Below are 5,428 nucleotides of genomic sequence, written 5' to 3'. Positions count from 1 at the left end.
GAATTGGAGAGCGCTGAGAAGAGTGGAATGGGATATTTACAAGTAGAGAGAGAATGGTTTGAGCAGCTACAGGCGAGGGTATCTTACGATGGGTGAGGTATCCTCTTTTTTATATGTCATCTTATAACGTTCCATAAACAGCCTAGGACGAGTAAAATAAGATAAGAAGAGCAAAGCTTGGAGGAAGTAAATATGGAAATTTTATCAATTGTTTTGATAGTCTTGCTCATTTATGTTGTTTTTAAAGTAGCATATGTAGCATTAAAGATACTCGCGATCCTATTAATTATCTTTTTAATCGTAGAGTTCGGCAGTAAGTTGCTTGGGGGATAGGGTATGTTGTGTGTTTCGAGTGTCGAAGGTTGTCGTTAAATCGATATCTTGTGTCGAATCGTCGATATAATGAAAAAATCGTTGATATAAGTGGAGAAACGATCGATATATTTGAAAAATCGTTGATATATTTAAGTGAATACTAAGTGGGGTATATGGAAAAGAAGTTGCCGTGGAGGTAACTTCTTTTTATTTTGGTGATGGAGTATGAACAGGAAAGAATAGCAAATAAAAAAGCCGGAAGATATTCTTCCAGCTTACGAGTTACTTTCAATTTGACGACCATTTTCTTCTTCAGTGTCTTGTAAAAGATTGAATACATCTGCTAGGCAGAATGCGATAAACCAAGTCCATAGACCGTGGAAGAAAGCAGAGCTTAATTGAAGTGGTAATGTATAGTTTGTCATTGAGTAGGAAATACATCCACCAACGATTCCGATCATTGTTAATAACATTGTTTTTTGAGCATTTTCTTCTGGATTGAAGAGGAAATAAATGTATCCGCCTAAAATTGAAGCGCTTACAAGTGTTTCGATTCCATTAAAAATGATATTCTCTCCAAGCTGAGTGTTTGTCCAGAAGCAAATCACACCGCCGATAATGGCAAACAGGACAGCTATTGTATATCGTATATATTGATTCATATGTTCATCTCCTTATGTAATAAGATGATTTGGAAGTCAAAAAGGTAGGTATAGTATATTGAAGTGAATTTTAGTTGTACGTATCTTTTTATAAAAAGATTAGTGAAGAATAACTAAGATGATCGGTTTTTAAACCGTTACGTGTATGGTGACTGAAATATACCCGACTTCTCGTTTCTTTTTGTTTGTAAAATATGAGAAACTTCCAAGTCTATATACTCTTTTTTTGTGAGTCTGTTTTCATTATAACACATTTAGGGACACAATAATAGAATTATCTGATTTTGTAATAAGTGTAAAAAATAAAAAGCGCAAGGAATGTTAGTTCCTTGCGCTTTTTTATATGCGTTTGAAACGGCCGACAATTTCAACTGTTTCAGTAATGTTCATGAATGCTTTGTTATCCACTTGACGGATAATACGTTTCATTTCGCCTAACTCATATCGAGTCACGACAGTGTAAATCATTTTTTTCTTATGGTTTGTATAGCCGCCGACAGCATCTACCATTGTCACCCCGCGTATGCCGTGATGTAATAGTGCGCTTTTTATTTCCTCACCTTTTTCTGTAACTGTCATTATCGTTAATTTAATATGTTTTGTATGCACGGCATCAATTACTTTGCTGACTACAAACCGGCTAATTAACGTATAAAGCGTAATATCCCATCCGAAAATAAATCCTGCTGCAACAAGTAAGATCAAGTTGAATCCAAAGATGATTGCTCCAATCGAAATATCTCGATGTTTTGCTACAATCAATCCAACGACATCAAAACCACCTGTTGAAGAAGCAAATCGGAATATGATTCCTGAAGCTGCTCCGCAAATTACACCACCGAATACAGAAGAAAGTAAAATATCGTCTGAAACTTGATGTACTGGGATAATGTTCATCGCTAAAGATGATACAGCTACAAAATACGCTGTTAAAAAGGTTGTCTTCTTGCCTAAGTAAAAGTGACTTAAAATAAGAAGAGGAATGTTTAGTAAAAAGATAAGTGCACCGATATTGTAATGCATTAAATAACCGATAATCATCCCTACACCAGCAAATCCACCGCTAATCATATTATGCGGGATAAAAAACATGTTCATAGAAATTGCATACAAAATAGAAGCTATGAAAATAACAACCAACTGTATCATAAATTCTAAGTGAAATGTTTTAGCTGCTGGGAAAGATAAAAAGGCGGTGTCGGGAACGTAATCGGCGTCTCCTAGTTGACCCATAGTATGTTTCATCTCCATATTCATTTTTGATTACAAGAAGAGAATAAAGGTTTTTTCAAAAACTGGCAATAGTTTTATTATAATGCAAAAATTTTATAAATTTCTAATAAATCAAGCCTATTCATTGATGTGCGTGAATATACTAAAGAAAGCGAATACAATGTTTCTTAATTATTGTTTTCTTGAGAAAATATGCAAAATACTTTTTTTGAAAATAAAAGGAAATAGAGAATATTTGCCCGATGTGCTAAAATGAGCTTATTAAGGATGTGAAGCGATGGAATTTTTATTGCAGGATGCAATTCTATATATATCGTTTGTAACAACGGCGCTTTGTTTATTAGAAGTTTTCTTCCTTGCCAATGTTTCTCGCTTTGTGCGTCAGCAAGCATCGAGCGGTAAACAAAGAGCTTTTGCGTTAGTTGATACATGTGAAGATAGTGCAGGAAATGTAACGCTATTTTCTATTTTTTATAAATATGGAATGATTCGTTCTGTTCGCAGACAAGAATCAAGTGAAGAGAATGACGAGGTCGGTCCGTATACACCAATGTTTCGCTAAATAATTACGAAACATTGGAGGAATGAACATGTTAAAATCATATCGAGCTGTGCTCGTTAGTTTATCATTATTACTTGTTTTTGTTTTATCTGGTTGCAGTAATGCGGCCCCAATTGATGCACATAGTACTGGGATTTGGGATCATTACTTTGTATATCCAATCTCGTTTATGATTCAATTTGTTGCTCATCATATACCTGGAGCTAGCTTCGGGATTGCGATCATTATCATGACGCTCGTTATTCGTTCAGCAATGATTCCATTAGCTGTTTCACAATACCGTAGCCAAGCGAAAATGAAAAAAATGCAACCTGAATTGCAGAAGCTAAAGAAAAAATACGGTGATGTAAGCAAAGATCTTGAAAAACAAAAGCAGTATCAAAAAGAAATGTCAGAACTAATGAAATCAGGCGGTTGGAATCCACTTGCTGGTTGTTGGCCAATTTTTATACAAATGCCGATTTTCTCTGCTTTGTATTATGCGATTAGCCGAACAGAAGAGATTCGCACATCTTCATTTTTATGGGTGAACTTAGGACATGCAGATCCATATCATATATTACCGATTATTGCAGCGTTAACGACATTTATTCAGATGAAAGTTTTCCAATCTAATATCACACCTGGAGAACAAGTACAAATGCTAAAAATGCAGCAAATTATGATGCCAGCAATGATTCTATTTATGGGATTTGCGGCGCCATCAGGTCTTGTACTGTATTGGATTACAGGTAACCTATTTACAATGACACAAACAATTGTATTAAGAAAAATAATGGAACGTGAAGAATTACAATTACAAAAAGCTTAGAACAACGCCGCTCGTGATGAGCGGTGTTTTTTTGTTAAGTCGTTAAGGGAATTTTAAGAAACCAATATTACTATAGGCATTGTATACGAAAGTGTACATGCTTTAGAAATATGAAGGAGGAAATTTCCTATGAAGAAGAAAACAGTTGGGTATTTAGCAATTGCAGGTGCTTTATCATTTGGAATTATAGGAGGAGTGGGTGTACCAGCATTTGCGGCAACGAATACTCCAGCAGCGGATCAGCCTACAAAAACGGTGAAGAAAGATTTAGATGACGCTACAAAACAAAAAGTGAAAACAATTATGGACGATACAAAGAAACAATTAGAGGAGCTAGGTGTAAAGCTTCCAGAGAAAGAAAAACGTAAAGATATGCTTGCGGGATTAGATGATCAAACGAAAGAAAAAGCAAAATCAATTTTAGAGCAAGAGAAATCTGGGAAGTTAACACATGAACAAGCGCAAGAAGAATTAACAAAGCTAGGTGTGAAATTGCCGGAGAAGGGTAAACACAAGGATATGTTTGCAGGATTAGATGATCAGGCGAAAGAAAAAGCAAAGTCAATTTTAGAGCAAGAGAAATCCGGAAAATTAACACGTGAACAAGCAAAAGAAGAATTAACAAAGCTAGGCGTGAAGTTGCCAGAGAAGGGTAAACATAAGGATATGTTTGCAGGATTAGATGATCAGGCGAAAGAAAAAGCGAAATCGATTTTAGAGCAAGAGAAATCCGGAAAATTAACACGTGAACAAGCAAAAGAGGAATTAACAAAGTTAGGCGTGAAACTTCCAGAGAAAGAGAAGCATGCAGACATCTTCGCGGGATTAGATGAAGCAACAAAGGCAAAAGCAAAAGCAGTTCTAGAAAATGAAAAGAAACAATTAGAGGAATTAAATGTGGATCTTCCGCATCATAAATTTTTTATGAAAAAAGAAGATAAATAATTGAGTTATGTATCTTTCGTGTGGGCAACCGGAAGGTACATGCGAGGACCGATTTCTACTTATAGAAATCGGTCTCTTTTAATGATTCAATAAAATTCTTTTCATTGTTAGTATGTATCCAAAGATGCAGTAGAAGATTGCAAAACCGATAAACACTTCCGTATATTGATATTTACCCAATACGTAGAAGGAAACAGCTGGCATAATAGCTACCGCTAAAATGCTATAACCAGGATACTTTTGCCGATGCATGATAGCGAATAGAACAGAGAGAAACGTAGCGATGATACAAAAGACAGCAATCATTATTGGTGCACCTCCTAAATGGATTGTACCATTTTTAGGGAAATGGAGAAGTGTCGTACCTTCTGTTATAATATAAGAAGAGAAATATTTCTTATGTTATATAAAAAATATATTGATTTTTTCTAACAATTCAATATAATGAACAATAACTACAAAATTCGACATCAAGAAGTGATGATGAGGACATGATCAATTTTTTACGATTCTCAGAGAGGGAAGCCTTTGGCTGTGAGCTTCCTAGTACGGGAAAATAGATTACCACCTCTGAACTGCAGCAGTGAACGGATACCTAGTAATTGCTTGCCGGCAAAAACCGTTATTTAGACTTGAGAAATTGGTGAAGTATGTCACTTTGCGAATTGAAACAAGGGTGGAACCACGATTATAACACTCGTCCCTTTTTTAGGGAGGAGTGTTTTTTTATTTCATTTTTGCATCACACTAGGATTGGAAGGAGGATACGCAGCATGCATCATGATGAGAAAAACAAAATTGGTTTAACAGTAGCGCTTTCTATCGTAGTAGGGACTATCATTGGATCTGGTGTGTTTATGAAACCAGGGAGCGTATTAGATTACTCAGGGAGTTCTAATA

The 5,428-nt window shown here is 35.6% G+C and carries 8 protein-coding genes, 1 pseudogene and 1 other annotated feature; of the genes and pseudogenes, 6 read left to right on the top strand and 3 right to left on the bottom strand.

The window, feature by feature from the left end:
* Positions 1-96, top strand: a pseudogene (locus JDS92_RS29460) (cytolysin immunity CylI domain protein); the annotation flags it as partial.
* 96 nt (positions 97-192) lie between these two features.
* On the top strand, positions 193-333 hold the full coding sequence (locus tag JDS92_RS29455) for a DUF3985 family protein (RefSeq protein WP_000404759.1): 141 nt from the start codon (positions 193-195) through the stop codon (positions 331-333).
* Positions 334-590: 257 nt separating this feature from the next.
* Here JDS92_RS29455 and JDS92_RS29450 read toward each other — a convergent pair whose 3' ends face one another.
* Positions 591-977 carry a DUF3938 domain-containing protein gene (locus JDS92_RS29450; protein WP_001077779.1) on the bottom strand — a complete coding sequence of 129 codons (387 nt, stop codon included), beginning with the start codon at positions 975-977 and terminating at the stop codon, positions 591-593.
* A gap of 339 nt (positions 978-1,316) precedes the next feature.
* Entirely contained in the window at positions 1,317-2,210 is an 894-nt protein-coding gene (locus tag JDS92_RS29445; protein ID WP_000530041.1) for a YitT family protein, read from the bottom strand.
* Between the two features lie 277 nt (positions 2,211-2,487).
* Here JDS92_RS29445 and JDS92_RS29440 point away from each other — a divergent pair, with 277 nt between their 5' ends.
* The 3 genes from JDS92_RS29440 (at position 2,488) to JDS92_RS29430 (ending at position 4,528) form a co-directional block, all read left to right on the top strand.
* Entirely contained in the window at positions 2,488-2,772 is a 285-nt protein-coding gene (locus tag JDS92_RS29440; protein ID WP_000394928.1) for a hypothetical protein, read from the top strand.
* A 28-nt stretch (positions 2,773-2,800) separates the two neighbouring features.
* Positions 2,801-3,583, top strand: coding sequence for a membrane protein insertase YidC (gene yidC, locus JDS92_RS29435; protein WP_000920530.1), 783 nt, complete (start codon positions 2,801-2,803; stop codon positions 3,581-3,583).
* Between the two features lie 129 nt (positions 3,584-3,712).
* Positions 3,713-4,528, top strand: a complete 816-nt coding sequence (locus JDS92_RS29430; RefSeq protein ID WP_199632997.1) for a hypothetical protein — start codon at positions 3,713-3,715, stop codon at positions 4,526-4,528.
* Positions 4,529-4,606: 78 nt separating this feature from the next.
* Here the strand turns inward: JDS92_RS29430 and JDS92_RS29425 are convergent, their stop codons facing one another.
* Complete coding sequence (locus tag JDS92_RS29425) at positions 4,607-4,834, bottom strand: hypothetical protein (RefSeq protein ID WP_000562240.1); 228 nt, start codon at positions 4,832-4,834, stop codon at positions 4,607-4,609.
* Positions 4,835-4,999: 165 nt separating this feature from the next.
* Positions 5,000-5,236: a binding site (T-box leader), on the top strand.
* A 65-nt stretch (positions 5,237-5,301) separates the two neighbouring features.
* On the opposite strand from JDS92_RS29425, the gene JDS92_RS31655 reads away from it, so the two are divergent.
* A partial coding sequence (locus JDS92_RS31655; protein ID WP_374191351.1) for a hypothetical protein occupies positions 5,302-5,428 on the top strand: 127 nt, incomplete at its 3' end.

The organism is Bacillus cereus group sp. N12, from assembly GCF_016483575.1.
GTDB classification, from domain to species: domain Bacteria; phylum Bacillota; class Bacilli; order Bacillales; family Bacillaceae_G; genus Bacillus_A; species Bacillus_A toyonensis.
The sequence above is the reverse complement of the archived record's forward strand: the minus strand, read 5'-3'. Positions and strand labels throughout refer to the sequence as shown.

Excerpts from the sequence above, each read along its gene's own strand:
- JDS92_RS29455 (WP_000404759.1), top strand. The coding sequence starts at position 193 with ATGGAAATTTTATCAATTGTTTTGATAGTCTTGCTCATTTATGTTGTT.
- JDS92_RS29450 (WP_001077779.1), bottom strand. The coding sequence starts at position 977 with ATGAATCAATATATACGATATACAATAGCTGTCCTGTTTGCCATTATC.
- JDS92_RS29445 (WP_000530041.1), bottom strand. The coding sequence starts at position 2,210 with ATGGGTCAACTAGGAGACGCCGATTACGTTCCCGACACCGCCTTTTTA.
- JDS92_RS29440 (WP_000394928.1), top strand. The coding sequence starts at position 2,488 with ATGGAATTTTTATTGCAGGATGCAATTCTATATATATCGTTTGTAACA.
- yidC (WP_000920530.1), top strand. The coding sequence starts at position 2,801 with ATGTTAAAATCATATCGAGCTGTGCTCGTTAGTTTATCATTATTACTT.
- JDS92_RS29430 (WP_199632997.1), top strand. The coding sequence starts at position 3,713 with ATGAAGAAGAAAACAGTTGGGTATTTAGCAATTGCAGGTGCTTTATCA.
- JDS92_RS29425 (WP_000562240.1), bottom strand. The coding sequence starts at position 4,834 with ATGATTGCTGTCTTTTGTATCATCGCTACGTTTCTCTCTGTTCTATTC.